The following is a 16,592-nucleotide window of genomic DNA, read 5'->3' as shown; positions in this document are numbered from 1 at the left end:
AGAATAAAAAGAAAAACTATTTGATATATTTGTTCACAAGCTTAACAAAGGCCATTGGATCTTCTATCTTAGCACCTTCAACAAACATTGCCTGAAGAAGTAAAAGCTCTGATAAGTCTCCAAATACTTCAGTATCAGCTTCATCTTTTAATTTTTGTACTAAATTATGTTCTGCATTAAGCTCAAGAATAGGCTTCATACCCATACCAGGCATAAATCCTTGACCAGCTTCTTCCATCATCTTCTGCATGTGTAGACTCATACCATAGTCATTTACAACCACACAGCTTGGAGAATCTGTCAAACGCTTAGACAAGCGTACATCTTCAACTTTATCTTTTAGAACTTCTTTGATTTCTTTTAAAACTTTCTCAAAGTCTTTCGCTTCTTTCTCGAATTTTTCTTTATTCTCTGGAGTCTCAAATTTATCAAGATCGATATCACCCTTGATAATAGACTTCATATGCTTACCATCAAACTCAGTCAAAGTAGACATCATCCACTCATCGATTCTATCTGTCATCAAGATAACTTCGATACCTTTCTTCTTGAATGCTTCAAGTTGTGGGTTATTTGCAGCAGCCTTATAACTATCAGATGTAATATAGTAGATAGTATCTTGACCATCTTTCATACGTGAGATGTAGTCAGCTAAAGAAACTGTTTGCTTGGCATCACCACTTTCTGTAGTTGCGAATCTCATTAAACCAGCAATTTTCTCTTTATTTGAATGATCATCAGAAACACCTTCTTTAAGCACTTGACCAAAGTTATCCCAGAATTTTTGATATTTCTCAGCATCTTTATTTGCAAGTTTTTTAAGCTCTCCTAATATCTTAGATGCAGTCGCTTTTCTGATTTTATCAATAACCTTGTTATGCTGTAAAATCTCACGCGATACATTAAGTGGTAAATCAGCAGAGTCAATAACACCTTTAACAAATCTTAAATATGGAGGTAATAGTTCTTTATTCTCCATAATAAATACTCTACGCACATATAAAGATAAACCATAATCTTTATCTCTATTCCAAAAATCAAAAGGCTTATTCTCTGGAATATATAGCAAGCTGTTGTACTCAAGATTACCCTCTACTTTATTATGAGACCACATCAAAGCATTAGCAAAATCATGAGATATATACTTATAAAACTCTTGGTACTCTTCGTCACTTATTTCATCTTTTGATCTTAACCAAATAGCTTTAGTATTGTTTACAGTCTCATACTCATCTTTGATTGTTTGCTCACCCTTATCATTAGTTTCAACTTTTTTCATTTGAATCGGTGTATTAATACAATCAGAATATTTATTAACTAAACCTTTTAGTAAGTGATACTCGAGCAGATCTAATTGATCTTCTTTAATATGAAGAGTTATTTCTGTACCACGCTTGTCTTTAGTTATAGTCTCGACTGTAAAGCCATTTTTTGCATCAGAAATCCATTTAGTTGCCTGAGCTTTATCTTGGCCTGCTTTTCTTGTTCTAACTGTAACCTTATCAGCAACGATAAATGAAGAGTAGAAACCAACACCAAACTGACCAATTAACTCATTATCTTTACTCTTGTCGCCTGTTAAGCTTTCTAAGAATTTTTTAGTTCCAGACTTTGCAATTGTACCAAGATTTTCAATAACCTCTTCTTCAGTCATACCAATACCATTATCGCTAACAGTAATTGTTTTTGCATCTTTATCAAAATCAATTCTAATAGCATAATCAGTATCATCCTCATTCAAAGCTGCATTAGAGATACTCTCATATCTTAGCTTCTCGATAGCATCAGAACTATTAGATACAAGCTCTCTTAAGAATATCTCACGGTTTGAATATAGTGAATGGATCACAAGATGAAGTAATTTATCAACTTCTGTTTCAAATGTATATTTTTTCTCTGACATTTATATAACCCTCTTTTGTTATACTTTTTTCAAATAACTTAATCACAAGTATCTATATGAGAGTCATTGCTATTTTTTCAAGATTTTTTAGTATATAAAAAATGTCTTTTTAGATAATTATTCTACTTTTTGTTTATTTTTGGCAGCCAGCTCTCTTTCTTGACGGATTTCGTCAATAAAAGCACCTCCAATCAAACCACTTGGAATAGCAAAAACACCAATTCCCAACATAGAAACTATAGCTGCTATTAATCTACCCAAGAGTGTAATTGGATACATATCTCCATAACCTACCGTTGTTAGAGTAATAACACCCCACCACAAAGTATTAGATATAGATGAAAAAACCTGAGGTTGGGCTTCATGCTCAGCATAAAACATCAAGATACAAGATATTATCAATATCACAAAAATTAAGCAGTATGATACTAACAGTTCGAGATAGATTTTTTTAAATACATTAATCAATCTATTCATTATCGCTGTATTTTGGAAAATTTTGAATACTCTTAGTAACCTCAAGGCTATTAATTCATGAGAGTTAATACCAAACAATGATAATATTAATGGTAAAAATATCGCTATAAAATCAATAACATTATAAAAACCAAAAACAAAAACAAACTTTCTCCGTGCTAAAAAAAATCTGATAATGTATTCTATAGAAAAAATAGCTGAAAAAGCTATATTTATATAATTCAAATAATTAATATCGCCATAATCGATCTGAGCAATTAAAGTAAATGAATTTATAATAACAAGAACAACTATTATACTCTGATAAATTTTTTGTAGCATATAATAAGATAATATTTTTCAAAACTCTATTATTAAGAGTTTAGCAAAATTTATAAGAGTAAGTTAAATTAAAAATAGATATATCTGTTTGAGATAAATATAGAATATAGAAAAAAGATTATTATTCTTCGTCAGCTGCTTCTTCTACTTGAGGTCTATCAACCAATTCGATGAAAGCCATAGGAGCTTTATCACCAAATCTATAACCACACTTAAGAATTCTAGTATAACCACCAGCTCTTTCTGCGTAACGAGCACCAAACTCTTCAAAAAGCTTAGTAACAGCAGCTTTATTTCTTAAGAAATCAAAAGCTTGTCTTCTAAGAGCAACAGATTGTGCTTTAAACTCATTAGAGTTAACATCTAATTCATTTCTTAGCTTATGTTCTCTTTTAGCTAAAGTTACTAAAGGCTCAACTATAGTTCTTAACTCTTTTGCTTTAGGTAAAGTAGTTTTAATAAGCTCATGATTAATCAAAGATGCTGACATATTCTTAAACATAGCTTTTCTATGACTACTAGTTCTTCCGAACTTACTTCCTTTTTTACGATGTCTCATAGTAATTACTCCTTTATAGTTAATATTATATGATTACTATATATTTATTTTCCTTCAACTAGTTCTCTAAAGTTATCAATTTGAACACCTAAAGATAAACTATTGTCTATTAATATTTGCTTGATCTCATTTAGAGATTTTTTACCTAAATTAGGTATCTTCATAAGCTGCGACTCTGAATATTGTACTAAGTCACCTAAATACTTAATATTCTCTGCTCTTAAGCAGTTAGATGATCTAACGGTTAACTCTAGGTCATCAATTGGTTTAAGTAATATAGGATCAATATTAGAATCTAATAGTGCATCTCCAGTCTTACCATTACTAGGTACTCTAAGAGATACAAATACAGATATTTGTTCACAGAAATACTCTAGCGCTTTTGTAACAGCTGCTAGTGGTTCAATAGTACCATTTGTTTTCACAAACACTTCTAATGTCTCACTATTCCCATTATCAAAAATTTCAAAAGCAACTCTTTTTATAGGATTAAAATCCGCATCAACAGCGATGTCTCCAACATTTTCTAGCTCAGTTGGTAGTGCCGAAAGAATTCCGACATTTCTACCCACACTAACAGTAGCTGTCAGACTAAACTCTCTTTCGTTGGTTAGAGTAGCAATAGGTTGATCTTTGTTGATAATTTCTATGCCTTGAGTTGTTTTAAAATCTCCTGCAGTTACAACACCAGATTTAGTTACTGATAGTTCTAATTCTACTTTTGCTACACTTTTATCAAGCTTTATTGCAACTTTTTTTAGATTAGAAACAATCTCAACAACATCTTCTTTAACATCTTCTAAAGTCGAATATTCGTGTAATACACCATCTATATTGACTTTGATTATAGAAGCACCTGATAATGAAGATAACAAAAATCTTCTAATAGAGTTACCAAGGATATGAGCCATACCTTTTTCTACAGGAGAAACTTGAATTTTATATCCAAAAGCCCCTAACTCTTCTTTAAGCTGTATATTAGGTACAAATTCCTGATTTGAATTATTATTACTCACTAAAAAAATCTCCTTGAAATAAGGCTATATACGAGTCTTTAAAAAATAATAAAATTATTACTTAGAGTAAAGCTCGATGATTAATTGTTCATTTATATCTGCAGATAATTCTGATCTATCCGGTGAAGACTTCATAGTACCTTCTAGTGAATCAGTATTCACATCAATCCAAGAAAGTTCTTTTCTGTGCTTAGCAAGCTCAACAGCATTTTGAATTCTTAACTGCTTTTTAGCTTTCTCTCTAACTGCAACTATATCACCAGATTTAACTTGCGCTGAAGGAACATTACAAGTATGTCCATTAAGCATAATACCTTTGTGTACAACAAGTTGTCTAGCTTCTGCACGCGTAGCAGCAAAGCCCATTCTATAAACAACATTGTCTAGTCTTGACTCTAATATCTCTAATAAAGTAGCACCTGTGTTACCTTTTCTTCTATTAGCTTCAAGATAGTATTTTTTGAATTGACCTTCTAAAACACCATACATACGACGAACTTTTTGCTTTTCTCTTAACTGTAAACCATAGTCAGATAGGCGCGCTCTTCTTGCTCCATGTTGACCCGGTGCAGTATTCATTTTACATTTTTCGTCGTTAGCTTTTACACCACTTTTTAAAAATAAGTCAGTACCTTCTCTTCTAGAAAGCTTACATTTTGGTCCTAGATATCTAGCCATTATTAATTTCCCTTTAAAATATTAAACACGACGTTTCTTAGGAGGACGACAACCATTATGCGGTAATGGAGTCACATCTGTTATGCTTGTAACTTTTAAGTTTTTAGCATTTAAAGCTCTAACAGCAGAGTCTCTACCTGAACCTGGTCCCTTTACTAAAACATCTACGTTTTTAACACCATATTCAAGAGCCATATCAGCGGCTCTTTCAGCAGCTACTTGAGCAGCAAAAGGTGTACTTTTTCTCGAACCTCTAAAGCCACTACCACCAGAAGTAGCCCAAGATAAAGCATTACCTTGTCTATCTGTGATAGTTACTATAGTGTTATTAAAAGATGAGTAAATATGAGCAACTGCATCAGTCACTACTCTTTTTACTTTTTTCTTTGATGATCTAACAGACTTAGCCATATAATCTACCCTTTAATCTTTATAGTTATAATTGTATTTTACGCCTTGATTGGCTTTCTTGGACCTTTACGAGTACGTGCATTAGTCTTCGTTCTTTGTCCTCTTACAGGAAGGCTACGACGATGTCTTCTACCTCTGAAACAACCTAAGTCCATAAGTCTTTTTATGTCCATAGAAACTTCACGGCGTAAATCACCTTCTACCGTAAATTTAGCAACTTCTGTTCTCAAAATTTCAATCTGTTCTTCAGATAAATCTTTAATTTTAACAGTTGGATCTACTTTGCAAGATTGGCAAATTTGTTGCGCTCTTGTTTTACCTATTCCATAAATTGAAGTTAATCCTATCACTGTATGTTTATGAACAGGAATATTAACACCAGCTATACGAGCCATCTAATTCACTCCTAATAATTATTCTTAATTTAGTTACTATCTATCGCATTTTGTAACTTGCTAGGATAGCTTTTTAAAAACAAATAATCAAGCTTTATTTAATTTGCTTGATTGTTTAACCTTGTCTTTGCTTATGTCTAGGGTCTGTACATATCACACGAACTACTCTATTACGTTTGATAACTTTACAGTTTCTACACATTTTCTTAACTGAAGCTCTAACTTTCATTTTAATTTCTCCAATAATATTTCTCTATTTTCTCTTACCACTAAGATTTGCTTTCTTTAGTAAAGAATCATATTGTGTTGACATCATATGAGATCTAACTTGAGCCATAAAGTCCATCATCACAACTACTACAATTAGCAAAGATGTACCACCAAATGTAAATGAAAGTCCTTGAGCGAAGAACTTAACCACAAAAATTGGTAATAAACATATAGCTGTAATATAAAGTGAACCTACTAAAGTTAGTCTAGTCATAACTGCATCAATATACTTAGCTGTCTGCTCACCAGGTCTTACACCAGAAATGTAAGCTCCAGATTTTTTCAGATTATCTGCTGTTTCTTTTGGATTAAACACCAATGAAGTATAGAAGAAACAAAAGAAAATAATTGTCGCAGCAAATACTACAGTATAGACAATACTTCCAGGTTGCAACATTTCTGCAACATCTGCAAACCAACCAAGTGAATTATAGTTAGATAACCAACCAAGCAACACACCAGGCACCATAAGTATAGATGAAGCAAAGATTGCTGGAATCACACCTGCCATATTTAACTTTAATGGTAGGTGGCTAGTCTGAGCAGCAAACATTTTTCTACCCTGCTGCCTTTTAGCATAGTTTACTGTAATTTTTCTTTGAGCACTCTCCATGAATACTACAAAAGCAATAACAAGCAAAAGAAGTATCAATAGAACCCAAACAGATAAATAAGATATTACATGTTGATTAGCTTGAGATAGCGTATTAGAAATTTCAAATGGTAGATTAGCAACGATACCAGAGAAGATTAGTAGTGATATACCGTTACCTACACCTCTTTCTGTAATTTGCTCACCCAACCACATTAAAAACATACTACCAGTAGTGACAGAAACAATTGTAGTTAAATAAAATAATCCCATATTGTTTGTAGTCACTAAGCCATCTTGATGCAATACAAATGCAACAATACCAAATGATTGTACTATAGCCAAAGCAAGTGTTAAATATCTTGTATATTGGGTTATCTTCTTTTGACCAGATTCACCTTCTTTTTTAAGCTCTATAAATTTAGGATATACAGCTGAAAGCATCTGAAAAATAATAGATGCCGAAATATATGGCATCACACCCAATGCAAAGATACTCATTTGAGTAAGAGCGCCACCAGAGAACATATTAAACATACTCATCAAACCACCTGTTGATGAGTGTTGATTTGATATAATCTCGACCAATTTAGTAGGATCAATATTTGGAATAGGAATATATACCCCTAATCTAAATACTAATATAGCGATAACCACAAAAATTAATCTAGATTTTAATTCACCTGTTGTACCAGAAGCACTGTTATACTTTGACATATCTTAAATCTTACTCTACCTTACCACCAGCTTTTTCGATAGCTTCTTTAGCACCTTTTGTGCAAGCTATACCTTTAAGGCTAACAGCTTTTTGGATTTCTCCACTTGCTATTACTTTTACTGATTTAATATCTTTTCTTATAAGACCAGAGTCTTTTAAAGCATCAAGAGTTACTTCTTCTAGAGCTACATTATTCAATTCATGTAGTCTAATTTCAGCAACAAATCTTTTAGATGCAGAAGTAAAACCAAACTTTGGTAGTCTTCTTTGTATAGGCATCTGACCGCCTTCAAAACCTACTTTATGATAGCCACCTGAACGTGCTTTTTGACCTTTGTGACCTTTACCAGAAGTTTTACCTAATCCACTTCCAATACCACGCCCAAGTCTTTTCGGAGCACTCTTAGAGCCAGCAGCAGGAGCAATTGTATTTAATTTCATCTTATACTACCCCTCTATCTTAACCATATAATATATTTTGTTCGCCATACCACGATTTTCAGGAGTATCTAACACCTCGACAGTATGGTTTATTTTTCTAAGACCTAAACCTCTAGCTGATGCTATATGGTTTTCTTTACGGCCAATTAAGCTTTTTGTTAAAGTAACTTTAAATGTTTTAGCTTGAGTCATTTTTAATTACCCCTGAATCTCTTCAACAGACAAACCTCTTTTCTCAGCGATCTCTTCTGGTGATTTAATTTTTGCCAAACCAGCTATCGTTGCTCTTACAACGTTTGCAGGATTAGTTGAGCCATAAGTTTTTGCTAAAACGTTGTGTACACCAACAGCCTCAAAAACCGAACGCATAGCACCACCAGCAATAATACCAGTACCAGCAGATGCAGGTTGCATAAATACTTTTGAAGCACCATGATTAGACATAGTAGCATACCATAACGTATCGTTATTAAGATTAACTGATACCATGTTTTTCTTAGCGTTTTCCATAGCTTTTTGGATAGCAGCAGGTACTTCTCTAGATTTACCTCTACCTACTCCAATTCTACCTTTACCATCACCCACAACAGTTAAAGCGGCAAAGCTCATAATTCTTCCACCTTTTACTGTCTTAGAGTGTCTCTTAACACTAACTAACTTTTCAATCAGCTCTTCGTTTTTTTTCACTTCATTAGACATAATGAATAATCATCCATATTTTATTTATTAAAACTGAAGACCATGCTCTCTAGCAGCCTCTGCTAAAGCTTTAACACGTCCATGATACTTATATCCAGATCTATCAAAAGCAACCTGTGAAATACCCTTTTCCTTACATCTGTTAGCAATAACTTCGCCAACAATTGCAGCAGAATTAACATTACCAGTATATTTACACTTTGCCTTCACGTCTTTTTCTACAGTAGACGCCGCAGCTATTACAGTAGAACCATCACCAGATATTACTTGAGCATATACATGCTTAGGTGTTCTATAAACACACAGTCTAGTATGACCAAGCTCTTTTAGTTTAATTCTAGTACGTTTACTACGACTTAAACGAGCAGTTTTTTTATTCATAATTATACTATCCCTTACCTAACTACTTCTTCTTAGCTTCTTTCTTCGCTACATACTCATCTTCGTAACGAACACCTTTACCTTTATATGGCTCAGGCTTTCTATAATCTCTGATTTCAGAAGCTACTTTACCTAAAAGCTCTTTATCAGCACCTTTAAGAACAATTTCTGTTGGAGCTGGAGTTTCAGCTGTTATACCCTGTGGTAATTTGTAAACCACAGGATGTGAAAAGCCTAAAGTAAGATTAAGTTCGCTACCCTGAGCTTTAGCACGATAACCAACCCCAATAATCTTCAATTTTCTTTCAAAACCTTTACTTACACCTTCAACCATATTGTTAAGTATAGCTCTTGCAGTACCAGATTGAGCAACAGCATTCTTACCGCTATTATTAGGTGATACAGTTGCAACGCCATCTTCAACATTAAAAGTTACTTCTGTAGAAAAAGTTTTGCTTAAAGTTGCTTTAGCTCCTTTAACTTCAACCTGATTACCAGCAGCAACATTTATCGTAACACCACTAGGGATAGCAACAGGTTTTTTACCTATTCTTGACATATCAAATCTCCTTGCTAACTTAAGCTACGTAGCCGATAATTTCGCCACCAACACCAAGATCTCTAGCCTTTCTATCACTTACCAAACCTTTAGATGTAGAGATAATAGCAACACCAAAACCACCATATACCTTAGGTAGCTCTTCATGAGACTTATAAATTCTCAAACTTGGTCTAGAAACTCTCTTTATCATCTCAATTACAGGCGTACCTGCATGATACTTAAGTTCAATTTCAATTGAAGGATGACCTGCTGAAGTTGTGCCTTTTGAACAACCTTTAATATAACCTTCGTTAACTAAAAAGTTCGCGATTTCCATCTTCATTTTTGAAAATGGTACAGAAATAACTTCCTTCTCTGCAGAAAGACCATTTCTAATTCTTGTAAACATATCCGCGATAGGATCTTGCATACTCATAACTTAAATTCCTTATTACCAACTAGCTTTTTTCAAACCAGGAACATCACCTGCCATTGCATACTCTCTAAGCTTATTACGGCATAAACCAAACTTTCTGTATACAGCATGTGGTCTACCTGTAACTTTACATCTTCTTTGAACTCTAGAAGCTGAAGAGTTTACCGGTAACTTCTGCAGTTTAATTTGAGCTTCCCATTTTTGTTCTTCAGTAGAGTTTGTATCAAGAATAATAGCTTTTAGCTCAGCTCTTTTTTGAGCATATTTAGCTACTAATTTTTCTCTCTTCAACTCTCTCTGAATCATTGATTTTTTTGCCATTTAAAACCCCAATTTAAATTAAGACTTAAAAGGAAAACCAAATGCTTTAAGCAAAGCTCTTCCTTGATCATCATTTTTAGCTGTAGTAGTTATCGAAATATCTAAACCTCTGATAGAGTCAACTTTATCATAATCAATTTCAGGGAAAGAAATTTGCTCTCTCATACCTAAGCTATAATTACCTCTTCCATCAAAAGATTTAGCACTTAACCCCCTAAAATCTCTGATTCTAGGAATAGCAATTGTTATAAGTCTATCTAAAAATTCATACATACGCTCACCACGTAAAGTAACTTTAGCACCTATTGGCCATCCGTCACGAATTTTAAAACCAGCAATTGATTTTTTAGACTTAGTAACAACTGGTTTTTGACCAGCAATCGCTGTCAAATCATTTAACGCAAAAGTCATAATCTTCTTGTCTTTTGCAGCATCACCAACACCCATATTAAGAGTAATTTTCTCAATAGCAGGTACTTCCATTATATTATCTAGCCCTAGCTCAGACTTTAACTTAGCTACAAGCTCTTTTTGATAATAATCTTTTAATCTTGCCATAAAAACTTAGTCCTATAAGTCTACAAGCTCGCCATTAGATTTAAAGTAGCGAACCTTTTTCTCATCAACAAACTTGTAACCCACTCTATCTGCTTTTTCAGTAGCAGGGTTAAAGATAGCAACGTTAGAAGCATCAACAGGAAGTTCTTTCTCAACAACTCCACCTTCCACACCTCTATTAGGGTTAGGCTTAACATGTTTCTTAACAATATTAATACCTTCCACCAAAACTAAAGAACCGCCTTTAGCGAATGATTTAACAACGCCTCTACGACCCTTATCTTTACCAGCAATAACTATTACGTCATCACCTTTTTTTAATCTATTCATTATCTACACCTCAATAAATATAACTATAGTACTTCTGGTGCTAAAGATACGATCTTCATAAACTTCTCTGTACGTAGTTCTCTAGTAACAGGGCCAAAAATACGTGTCCCGATAGGTTGACCGTTAGCATTTAGAAGCACGGCAGCATTGCCATCAAAACGGACTTTAGAACCATCTTTTCTACGAACACCTTTAGCTGTTCTAACAACTACAGCATTATATACAGATCCTTTTTTAGCTTTACCTCTTGGAGCAGCTTCTTTCACAGTCACCTTTATAACATCTCCAATAGATGCATATCTGCGATGTGAACCACCCAAAACTTTAATACACTCTACTCTCTTAGCGCCACTGTTATCAGCAACTTGGAGTTCTGTTTGCATTTGAATCATACAAATAACCCTTAATTATTATTATATAAGACTGCTGAGTAATTTGCAGTCCGATAAATATACCAATAAACAAAAATAAAATCAAATTTATTATTTTTCTCTATGGATAATATCGACTAAACACCATTTCTTAGTTTTTGAATACGGTTTAGTTTCTTTGAACTTGATAACATCACCTTCTTTACATTCATTTTTCTCATCATGAACATAGTATTTTGTAGTTTTTTTAACAAACTTACCATATAAAGGGTGCTTAACATATCTTTCAGCTCTTACAACTACAGTTTTATCCATAGCTACGCTAGAAACTTTACCTTCTAACAATCTAATTTTATCGCTCATCTTCAAGGCACCTATTTATTCTTTTCTGATATTATTGTATTTATACGAGCAATATCTCTTTTTGCACTTTTAAACAAGTGATTCTTTTTTAATTGCCCTGTACCCTTCTGCATACGAAGAGAAAATAACTGTTGCAATAACTCTATTTTCGCTTCTTGCAATTGGTCAATACTTTTACCTCTATAATCTTTTAAAGTATCTTTTCTTTTCATTACATCACCTGCTTTTCAACAAAAGTTGTCTGCACTGGCATCTTAGCAGCTGCTCTAGCAAAAGCTTCACGCGCTAATTCTTCTTTTACACCAGTGATCTCATATAGTACACGACCCGGCTGAATTTGAGCAACCCAATATTCAACAGAACCTTTACCTTTACCCATACGAACTTCAAGAGGTTTTTGTGTAATTGGCTTATCTGGGAAGATTCTAATCCAAACTTTACCACCTCGCTTAATATGACGAGTAATAGCTCTTCTTCCTGCTTCTATTTGTCTAGCAGTAACTCTACCTCTAGATGTCGCCTGTAGACCAAACTCACCAAAGCTTACTTTATTACCTCTGTGAGCCAAGCCTCTATTACGCATCTTCTGCTGTTTACGAAACTTTGTACGCTTAGGCTGTAGCATTATTTAGCTCCTTTTTTATTATTTTTCTGATTCAATTGACCAGGAAGAACTTCACCCTTATAGATCCAAACTTTAACGCCTATGATACCATAAGTCGTCAATGCTTGAGCTGTAGAATAATCCACATCCGCTCTAAAAGTTTGTAGAGGAACTCTACCATCTCTAGCCCACTCAGAACGAGCAATCTCAGCACCGCCTAAACGACCACTAACCATAATCTTGATACCTTTAGCACCTGATTTCATAGCAGCTTGCATAGCCTTTTTCATAGCTCTTCTGAACATTACTCTTTTTTCTAATTGCTGAGCTACACTATCAGCAACTAATTTAGCATCAATCTCTGGCTTACGCACTTCTTCAATATTAATCTGAACAGGTATACCCATTAACTTATTAACATCAGAACGTAATTTTTCAACATCTTCGCCCTTCTTACCAATCACGATACCAGGTCTTGCTGTATGTATTGTGATTTTAGCATTTTGAGCAGGTCTCTCAATTTGAATCTTACTAACTGCTGCTGATGCAAGTTTTTTATGCAAAAACTCTCTAACCTTAATATCTTCATTAAGCTTAGTAGCGTAGTCAGAAGAGTCAGCATACCACGTTGAATTATGCTCTTTTACTATGCCTAATCGAATTCCATTAGGATTTACTTTTTGACCCATTTTTACTACACCTCTTAATTTTTCTCAGCAACTTTCACAGTGATATGTGAAGTTCTTTTTAAAATACGATTTCCACGACCTTTTGCTCTAGCTTCAAAACGCTTCATAGTAGGACCTTCATCTACAAATACAGTTGAAACAAACAATGAGTCAACATCCATACCATCATTATGCTCTGCATTAGCGATAGCTGAATTTAAAACATCTTTAATTAGCACTGCTGCTTTCTTATTACTAAAAGTCAAAAGATTAATAGCTTGCTCTACAGGTAAGCCCCTGACTTGGTCTGCTACTAGTCTTGCCTTTTGAGCTGAGATTCTAGCATTTTTTAATTTAGCTTGTACTTCCATGTGTATAACCCCAACTATTTCTTCTTAGCTTTTTTATCAGCTGCATGACCACGGTAGTTACGAGTTACAGCAAACTCACCTAACTTATGACCTACCATTTCTTCAGTCATAAGAACTGGCACATGCTGTTGACCGTTATGTACAGCTATAGTTAAACCTATCATATCTGGCACAATCAATGATCTTCTCGACCATGTTTTGATTGGCTTTTTAGAATTACTTTCTTGCGCTTCAAAAACCTTCTTTAAAAGATGATGATCTACAAAAGGTCCTTTTTTTAATGAACGAGGCACAACCTTCTCCCTAATTACTTACGTTTTTGAACAATCAACTTATTAGAACGCTTATTTTTACGCGTCTTATAACCTTTAGTAGGCACACCCCATGGAGACACAGGATGTCTACCACCTGAAGTACGGCCTTCACCACCACCATGTGGGTGATCTACTGGGTTCATCGCAACACCTCTTACAGTAGGTCTTACTCCTCTCCAGCGCTTCGCACCAGCCTTACCTAAAGATTTTAAGTTGTGCTCAGAATTTGATACCACACCAATAACAGCTCTACAATCAAGAAGCACCCTTCTCATCTCACCTGATCTTAAACGAATAATTGCATAAGCATTATCTTTACCAACCAGCTGAGCGAAAGTACCAGCACTTCTGATCATTTGCGCACCTTTCATAGGCTTCATTTCGATATTATGAATAACTGTACCAAGAGGGATATTTCTCAATGGCATACAGTTACCTACAGCAACATCTACTTTTTCACCAGAAACTATAGACATATCTTTCTTTAGTCCTTTAGGAGCGATGATATATCTTCTTTCACCATCAGCATAAAGTACTAAAGCAATATTTGCACTACGGTTAGGATCGTACTCGATTCTCTCAACCTTAGCTACGATATTATCTTTGTTTCTTTTAAAGTCCACAACACGGTAATGCTGCTTATGTCCGCCACCTTGATGACGAACTGTAATTCTACCAGTATTGTTTCTACCAGCCTTACTCTTCTTAGCTTCTACCAAACCCTTAAACGGCTTACCTGTGTGTAATTCTGTATTCTTTACGCTCACTACGTGGCGACGGCCAGGTGAAGTAGGTTTAGCTTTTTTTATTTCAATCATGATTACAAACCTTCTCTAAGTTACTCTGCACCAACAAAATTGATGTCATGTCCTTCAGCAAGCTTTACATAAGCCTTTTTCCAAGCCTTTGTTCTACCCTCAACACGACCAAATCTACGAGCTTTACCTTTAACATTAAGGATGTTCACAGATTCAACTTTAACCTCAAAAAGCTTCTCTACAGCACTTTTCACATCTTGCTTAGTCGCAGTTCTTGCTACTTCGAACACTATAGTAGAGTTAGCATCTGAAAGACCATAAGTCTTATCAGAAACGTGAGGTCTAACAACTGTCTTTAATAATTTTTCTTGAGAACTCATACTAGTTTCTCCTCTACTTCTTTAATAGCTTGCTTAGTGAATACAACATTCTCAAAACAAACTAAAGAAACTGGATTAATTTCCACAGAATCACATACTGCAACATTCTTAAGGTTTCTAGAAGATAAGTATAAATTTTCATTAAACTCTTCTACACCAACAACAAAAAGAACATCTTTAACACCTAAAGAATCAACAATTGTCTTGAATTCTTTTGTCTTAGGAGTATCTAACTTCAACTGCTCAACAACAGTCATTCTGTCAGATCTAACCAATTCAGATAGTATTGATTTAACAGCACCTGAATACATTTTACGATTTACTTTTTGCTTATAGCTCTTAGGCTTAGCTGCAAATGTAACACCACCCTTTCTGAAAATAGGTGAACGGATCGTACCCGCTCTCGCTCTACCTGTACCTTTCTGTCTCCAAGGCTTAGCTCCACCACCAGATACTTCTGATCTAGTCTTCTGAGCTTTAGTACCTTGACGAGCGCCTGCCATATAAGCAACAACAACCTGATGAATTAGGGCTTCATTATAGTCAGCTGCAAATATACCATCTGCAACACCCACTACACCAGCCTCTGCACCAGCTAAAGATTTTATATTTAAGTCCACAACAACTCTCCGGTATAATTAATATTTATCTACTAACTTTTAACAGCTGGAGTAACGATAATATCTCCACCAACTGAACCTGGAATACCACCTTTCAAAAGTAATAAACCATTTTCCGCGTCCACTCTCACAACTTCAAGTGACTGAATAGTAACGTTTTCGCTACCTAAGTGACCAGCCATCTTTTTGTTCTTGAATACTCTACCTGGAGTCTGGTTTTGACCAGTAGAACCATGAACCCTATGAGAAAGAGAGTTACCATGAGTAGCATCTTGAGTAGCAAAGTTGTGACGCTTAACACCACCTGCAAAACCTTTACCTTTAGACACGCCTCTGACATCTACTTTCTGACCTGCTTCGAAAATAGTAGCATCAATAGATGCACCAACTTCGTACTCAGAAGCATTATCAATAGCAAACTCCCACAAACCTCTGCCCGGCTCAACACCAGCTTTCGCATAATGACCTGCAGCAGGCTTGTTTACATTAGAACGCTTTTTAAAACCAGTAGTTACTTGAATAGCACTATAACCATCCGTCTCAGCAGTTTTAACTTGAGTAACTTTGTTTGACTCAACTTGAACAACTGTAACAGGAATAGAAACACCATCTTCAGTAAATATACGAGTCATACCACATTTGCGACCAACTAATCCTAAAGACATTATTATATCCTCTATTATTATTATATTAACTCTGCAATTACGATTGACTGCAGAGACCTAACCAATACTATTTTCTGGAATTTCCAAAAAAGTATCGTATATATTAGCTTAAACTGATCTGAACATCAACACCTGATGCCAAATCAAGCTTCATTAGAGCATCTACAGTTTTATCCGTAGGTTCAACAATATCAATCAATCTCTTGTGAGTTCTGATCTCATATTGATCTCTTGCTTTTTTGTTTACGTGCGGAGAAATAAGAATTGTAAATTTCTCTTTACGAACTGGTAGAGGGATTGGTCCCTTTACTTGAGCCCCTGTTTTCTTAGCTGTATCAACAATTTCTTGAGTAGAAATATCGATAAGCTTATGATCAAAGGCTTTTAATCTAATTCTAATACGTTGATTATTTATAGCCATTTTAATTATA

30 protein-coding genes are annotated in these 16,592 nt (G+C 34.6%); all 30 read right to left on the bottom strand.

Annotated elements, in window-relative coordinates; genetic code table 11:
- Positions 1 to 16 precede the first annotated feature (16 nt).
- On the bottom strand, positions 17 to 1,903 hold the full coding sequence (gene htpG / locus F3D57_RS01225) for a molecular chaperone HtpG (protein WP_149369149.1): 1,887 nt from the start codon (positions 1,901 to 1,903) through the stop codon (positions 17 to 19).
- 117 nt (positions 1,904 to 2,020) lie between these two features.
- A complete protein-coding gene (locus F3D57_RS01220; RefSeq protein ID WP_150463536.1) occupies positions 2,021 to 2,701 on the bottom strand; it encodes an ion transporter in 681 nt (226 codons plus the stop codon).
- Between the two features lie 121 nt (positions 2,702 to 2,822).
- Positions 2,823 to 3,260: a 50S ribosomal protein L17 gene (rplQ, locus tag F3D57_RS01215; RefSeq protein ID WP_013922039.1), complete on the bottom strand. Its 438-nt coding sequence runs from the start codon at positions 3,258 to 3,260 to the stop codon at positions 2,823 to 2,825.
- 44 nt (positions 3,261 to 3,304) lie between these two features.
- The gene (locus F3D57_RS01210) at positions 3,305 to 4,276 is read right to left on the bottom strand and encodes a DNA-directed RNA polymerase subunit alpha (RefSeq protein ID WP_146421730.1); all 972 of its coding nucleotides are present in this window, start codon (positions 4,274 to 4,276) and stop codon (positions 3,305 to 3,307) included.
- Between the two features lie 57 nt (positions 4,277 to 4,333).
- Complete coding sequence (gene rpsD / locus F3D57_RS01205) at positions 4,334 to 4,954, bottom strand: 30S ribosomal protein S4 (RefSeq protein WP_146421729.1); 621 nt, start codon at positions 4,952 to 4,954, stop codon at positions 4,334 to 4,336.
- Positions 4,955 to 4,975: 21 nt separating this feature from the next.
- The gene (rpsK, locus tag F3D57_RS01200; RefSeq protein WP_003021583.1) at positions 4,976 to 5,365 is read right to left on the bottom strand and encodes a 30S ribosomal protein S11; all 390 of its coding nucleotides are present in this window, start codon (positions 5,363 to 5,365) and stop codon (positions 4,976 to 4,978) included.
- Between the two features lie 38 nt (positions 5,366 to 5,403).
- Entirely contained in the window at positions 5,404 to 5,760 is a 357-nt protein-coding gene (gene rpsM / locus F3D57_RS01195) for a 30S ribosomal protein S13 (RefSeq protein WP_013922036.1), read from the bottom strand.
- Between the two features lie 115 nt (positions 5,761 to 5,875).
- A complete protein-coding gene (gene rpmJ, locus F3D57_RS01190) occupies positions 5,876 to 5,989 on the bottom strand; it encodes a 50S ribosomal protein L36 (protein ID WP_003017816.1) in 114 nt (37 codons plus the stop codon).
- Positions 5,990 to 6,013: 24 nt separating this feature from the next.
- Entirely contained in the window at positions 6,014 to 7,339 is a 1,326-nt protein-coding gene (gene secY, locus F3D57_RS01185) for a preprotein translocase subunit SecY (RefSeq protein WP_004286597.1), read from the bottom strand.
- A 10-nt stretch (positions 7,340 to 7,349) separates the two neighbouring features.
- Positions 7,350 to 7,781, bottom strand: coding sequence for a 50S ribosomal protein L15 (gene rplO, locus F3D57_RS01180; protein WP_146421727.1), 432 nt, complete (start codon positions 7,779 to 7,781; stop codon positions 7,350 to 7,352).
- A 6-nt stretch (positions 7,782 to 7,787) separates the two neighbouring features.
- Positions 7,788 to 7,973 (bottom strand): 50S ribosomal protein L30, encoded by a 186-nt coding sequence (rpmD, locus tag F3D57_RS01175; protein WP_004286599.1) that lies wholly within the window; start codon positions 7,971 to 7,973, stop codon positions 7,788 to 7,790.
- A 6-nt stretch (positions 7,974 to 7,979) separates the two neighbouring features.
- Entirely contained in the window at positions 7,980 to 8,480 is a 501-nt protein-coding gene (gene rpsE, locus F3D57_RS01170; protein ID WP_013922033.1) for a 30S ribosomal protein S5, read from the bottom strand.
- A gap of 27 nt (positions 8,481 to 8,507) precedes the next feature.
- A complete protein-coding gene (gene rplR / locus F3D57_RS01165) occupies positions 8,508 to 8,861 on the bottom strand; it encodes a 50S ribosomal protein L18 (RefSeq protein WP_013922032.1) in 354 nt (117 codons plus the stop codon).
- Positions 8,862 to 8,883: 22 nt separating this feature from the next.
- Positions 8,884 to 9,420: a 50S ribosomal protein L6 gene (gene rplF / locus F3D57_RS01160; protein ID WP_150464904.1), complete on the bottom strand. Its 537-nt coding sequence runs from the start codon at positions 9,418 to 9,420 to the stop codon at positions 8,884 to 8,886.
- A 19-nt stretch (positions 9,421 to 9,439) separates the two neighbouring features.
- On the bottom strand, positions 9,440 to 9,838 hold the full coding sequence (gene rpsH, locus F3D57_RS01155; RefSeq protein ID WP_149369146.1) for a 30S ribosomal protein S8: 399 nt from the start codon (positions 9,836 to 9,838) through the stop codon (positions 9,440 to 9,442).
- A gap of 15 nt (positions 9,839 to 9,853) precedes the next feature.
- Positions 9,854 to 10,159: a 30S ribosomal protein S14 gene (gene rpsN, locus F3D57_RS01150; RefSeq protein WP_013922029.1), complete on the bottom strand. Its 306-nt coding sequence runs from the start codon at positions 10,157 to 10,159 to the stop codon at positions 9,854 to 9,856.
- An 18-nt stretch (positions 10,160 to 10,177) separates the two neighbouring features.
- Entirely contained in the window at positions 10,178 to 10,717 is a 540-nt protein-coding gene (gene rplE, locus F3D57_RS01145; protein WP_013922028.1) for a 50S ribosomal protein L5, read from the bottom strand.
- Between the two features lie 12 nt (positions 10,718 to 10,729).
- Positions 10,730 to 11,047 (bottom strand): 50S ribosomal protein L24, encoded by a 318-nt coding sequence (gene rplX, locus F3D57_RS01140; RefSeq protein ID WP_004286606.1) that lies wholly within the window; start codon positions 11,045 to 11,047, stop codon positions 10,730 to 10,732.
- Positions 11,048 to 11,070: 23 nt separating this feature from the next.
- Positions 11,071 to 11,439 carry a 50S ribosomal protein L14 gene (gene rplN, locus F3D57_RS01135; protein ID WP_013922026.1) on the bottom strand — a complete coding sequence of 123 codons (369 nt, stop codon included), beginning with the start codon at positions 11,437 to 11,439 and terminating at the stop codon, positions 11,071 to 11,073.
- A 90-nt stretch (positions 11,440 to 11,529) separates the two neighbouring features.
- Positions 11,530 to 11,781 carry a 30S ribosomal protein S17 gene (gene rpsQ / locus F3D57_RS01130; RefSeq protein WP_013922025.1) on the bottom strand — a complete coding sequence of 84 codons (252 nt, stop codon included), beginning with the start codon at positions 11,779 to 11,781 and terminating at the stop codon, positions 11,530 to 11,532.
- Between the two features lie 11 nt (positions 11,782 to 11,792).
- Positions 11,793 to 11,993 (bottom strand): 50S ribosomal protein L29, encoded by a 201-nt coding sequence (rpmC, locus tag F3D57_RS01125; RefSeq protein ID WP_003017801.1) that lies wholly within the window; start codon positions 11,991 to 11,993, stop codon positions 11,793 to 11,795.
- A complete protein-coding gene (rplP, locus tag F3D57_RS01120; RefSeq protein ID WP_013922024.1) occupies positions 11,993 to 12,406 on the bottom strand; it encodes a 50S ribosomal protein L16 in 414 nt (137 codons plus the stop codon). Before rplP ends, rpmC begins: the two co-directional genes overlap by 1 nt.
- Positions 12,406 to 13,074: a 30S ribosomal protein S3 gene (gene rpsC, locus F3D57_RS01115; protein WP_013922023.1), complete on the bottom strand. Its 669-nt coding sequence runs from the start codon at positions 13,072 to 13,074 to the stop codon at positions 12,406 to 12,408. The genes rplP and rpsC overlap by 1 nt, the downstream gene beginning before the upstream one ends.
- A 14-nt stretch (positions 13,075 to 13,088) precedes the next feature.
- A complete protein-coding gene (gene rplV / locus F3D57_RS01110; protein ID WP_013922022.1) occupies positions 13,089 to 13,424 on the bottom strand; it encodes a 50S ribosomal protein L22 in 336 nt (111 codons plus the stop codon).
- 14 nt (positions 13,425 to 13,438) lie between these two features.
- Complete coding sequence (gene rpsS / locus F3D57_RS01105) at positions 13,439 to 13,717, bottom strand: 30S ribosomal protein S19 (RefSeq protein WP_004286613.1); 279 nt, start codon at positions 13,715 to 13,717, stop codon at positions 13,439 to 13,441.
- A gap of 14 nt (positions 13,718 to 13,731) precedes the next feature.
- The gene (gene rplB, locus F3D57_RS01100) at positions 13,732 to 14,556 is read right to left on the bottom strand and encodes a 50S ribosomal protein L2 (RefSeq protein WP_013922021.1); all 825 of its coding nucleotides are present in this window, start codon (positions 14,554 to 14,556) and stop codon (positions 13,732 to 13,734) included.
- 20 nt (positions 14,557 to 14,576) lie between these two features.
- Positions 14,577 to 14,876, bottom strand: coding sequence for a 50S ribosomal protein L23 (gene rplW / locus F3D57_RS01095; RefSeq protein WP_013922020.1), 300 nt, complete (start codon positions 14,874 to 14,876; stop codon positions 14,577 to 14,579).
- On the bottom strand, positions 14,873 to 15,496 hold the full coding sequence (gene rplD, locus F3D57_RS01090; RefSeq protein ID WP_146421724.1) for a 50S ribosomal protein L4: 624 nt from the start codon (positions 15,494 to 15,496) through the stop codon (positions 14,873 to 14,875). Before rplD ends, rplW begins: the two co-directional genes overlap by 4 nt.
- A gap of 32 nt (positions 15,497 to 15,528) precedes the next feature.
- Positions 15,529 to 16,161 carry a 50S ribosomal protein L3 gene (gene rplC, locus F3D57_RS01085; protein ID WP_150464903.1) on the bottom strand — a complete coding sequence of 211 codons (633 nt, stop codon included), beginning with the start codon at positions 16,159 to 16,161 and terminating at the stop codon, positions 15,529 to 15,531.
- Positions 16,162 to 16,264: 103 nt separating this feature from the next.
- Positions 16,265 to 16,576 carry a 30S ribosomal protein S10 gene (gene rpsJ, locus F3D57_RS01080; RefSeq protein WP_024533505.1) on the bottom strand — a complete coding sequence of 104 codons (312 nt, stop codon included), beginning with the start codon at positions 16,574 to 16,576 and terminating at the stop codon, positions 16,265 to 16,267.
- Between the last annotated feature and the right edge of the window lie 16 nt (positions 16,577 to 16,592).

The organism is Francisella sp. SYW-2 (assembly GCF_008711475.1).
Taxonomy (GTDB): domain Bacteria; phylum Pseudomonadota; class Gammaproteobacteria; order Francisellales; family Francisellaceae; genus Francisella; species Francisella salimarina.
The sequence above is the reverse complement of the archived record's forward strand: the minus strand, read 5'-3'. Positions and strand labels throughout refer to the sequence as shown.

Coding starts and splice junctions, on each gene's coding strand:
- htpG (WP_149369149.1), bottom strand. CDS start 1,903: ATGTCAGAGAAAAAATATACATTTGAAACAGAAGTTGATAAATTACTT.
- F3D57_RS01220 (WP_150463536.1), bottom strand. CDS start 2,701: ATGCTACAAAAAATTTATCAGAGTATAATAGTTGTTCTTGTTATTATA.
- rplQ (WP_013922039.1), bottom strand. CDS start 3,260: ATGAGACATCGTAAAAAAGGAAGTAAGTTCGGAAGAACTAGTAGTCAT.
- rpsD (WP_146421729.1), bottom strand. CDS start 4,954: ATGGCTAGATATCTAGGACCAAAATGTAAGCTTTCTAGAAGAGAAGGT.
- rpsK (WP_003021583.1), bottom strand. CDS start 5,365: ATGGCTAAGTCTGTTAGATCATCAAAGAAAAAAGTAAAAAGAGTAGTG.
- rpsM (WP_013922036.1), bottom strand. CDS start 5,760: ATGGCTCGTATAGCTGGTGTTAATATTCCTGTTCATAAACATACAGTG.
- rpmJ (WP_003017816.1), bottom strand. CDS start 5,989: ATGAAAGTTAGAGCTTCAGTTAAGAAAATGTGTAGAAACTGTAAAGTT.
- secY (WP_004286597.1), bottom strand. CDS start 7,339: ATGTCAAAGTATAACAGTGCTTCTGGTACAACAGGTGAATTAAAATCT.
- rplO (WP_146421727.1), bottom strand. CDS start 7,781: ATGAAATTAAATACAATTGCTCCTGCTGCTGGCTCTAAGAGTGCTCCG.
- rpmD (WP_004286599.1), bottom strand. CDS start 7,973: ATGACTCAAGCTAAAACATTTAAAGTTACTTTAACAAAAAGCTTAATT.
- rpsE (WP_013922033.1), bottom strand. CDS start 8,480: ATGTCTAATGAAGTGAAAAAAAACGAAGAGCTGATTGAAAAGTTAGTT.
- rplR (WP_013922032.1), bottom strand. CDS start 8,861: ATGAATAAAAAAACTGCTCGTTTAAGTCGTAGTAAACGTACTAGAATT.
- rplF (WP_150464904.1), bottom strand. CDS start 9,420: ATGTCAAGAATAGGTAAAAAACCTGTTGCTATCCCTAGTGGTGTTACG.
- rpsH (WP_149369146.1), bottom strand. CDS start 9,838: ATGAGTATGCAAGATCCTATCGCGGATATGTTTACAAGAATTAGAAAT.
- rpsN (WP_013922029.1), bottom strand. CDS start 10,159: ATGGCAAAAAAATCAATGATTCAGAGAGAGTTGAAGAGAGAAAAATTA.
- rplE (WP_013922028.1), bottom strand. CDS start 10,717: ATGGCAAGATTAAAAGATTATTATCAAAAAGAGCTTGTAGCTAAGTTA.
- rplX (WP_004286606.1), bottom strand. CDS start 11,047: ATGAATAGATTAAAAAAAGGTGATGACGTAATAGTTATTGCTGGTAAA.
- rplN (WP_013922026.1), bottom strand. CDS start 11,439: ATGATTCAAATGCAAACAGAACTCCAAGTTGCTGATAACAGTGGCGCT.
- rpsQ (WP_013922025.1), bottom strand. CDS start 11,781: ATGAGCGATAAAATTAGATTGTTAGAAGGTAAAGTTTCTAGCGTAGCT.
- rpmC (WP_003017801.1), bottom strand. CDS start 11,993: ATGAAAAGAAAAGATACTTTAAAAGATTATAGAGGTAAAAGTATTGAC.
- rplP (WP_013922024.1), bottom strand. CDS start 12,406: ATGCTACAGCCTAAGCGTACAAAGTTTCGTAAACAGCAGAAGATGCGT.
- rpsC (WP_013922023.1), bottom strand. CDS start 13,074: ATGGGTCAAAAAGTAAATCCTAATGGAATTCGATTAGGCATAGTAAAA.
- rplV (WP_013922022.1), bottom strand. CDS start 13,424: ATGGAAGTACAAGCTAAATTAAAAAATGCTAGAATCTCAGCTCAAAAG.
- rplB (WP_013922021.1), bottom strand. CDS start 14,556: ATGATTGAAATAAAAAAAGCTAAACCTACTTCACCTGGCCGTCGCCAC.
- rplW (WP_013922020.1), bottom strand. CDS start 14,876: ATGAGTTCTCAAGAAAAATTATTAAAGACAGTTGTTAGACCTCACGTT.
- rplC (WP_150464903.1), bottom strand. CDS start 16,161: ATGTCTTTAGGATTAGTTGGTCGCAAATGTGGTATGACTCGTATATTT.